Here is a 203-nt window from a genome sequence, read left to right on the forward strand (position 1 = left end):
TACGGCTCCAGATCACACACCGCACTCAGCGACAACCCGGTGTCGAACGACGTGTGCGCCGCGGCAGCCACGATCGAAGACAACGCCGGCTGACTCGTCGTCCCCGCCAACGGCGCAGCCGCACCATCGACCGCCGACGCGCCGGCCTGCCAGGCCGCCAGATACGTCGCCAACTGCCCACCCGGAGTGTCATGGGTGTGCAC

At 69.0% G+C, this 203-nt stretch carries 1 protein-coding gene; it reads right to left on the bottom strand.

All coding sequences use genetic code 11. The features are described 5' to 3' along the window. Positions 1-203 (bottom strand): hypothetical protein (locus tag ACZY08_RS29760; RefSeq protein ID WP_463748181.1); only part of this gene is annotated, 203 nt, incomplete at both ends.

The organism is Mycobacterium sp. IDUB_9 (assembly GCF_055419505.1).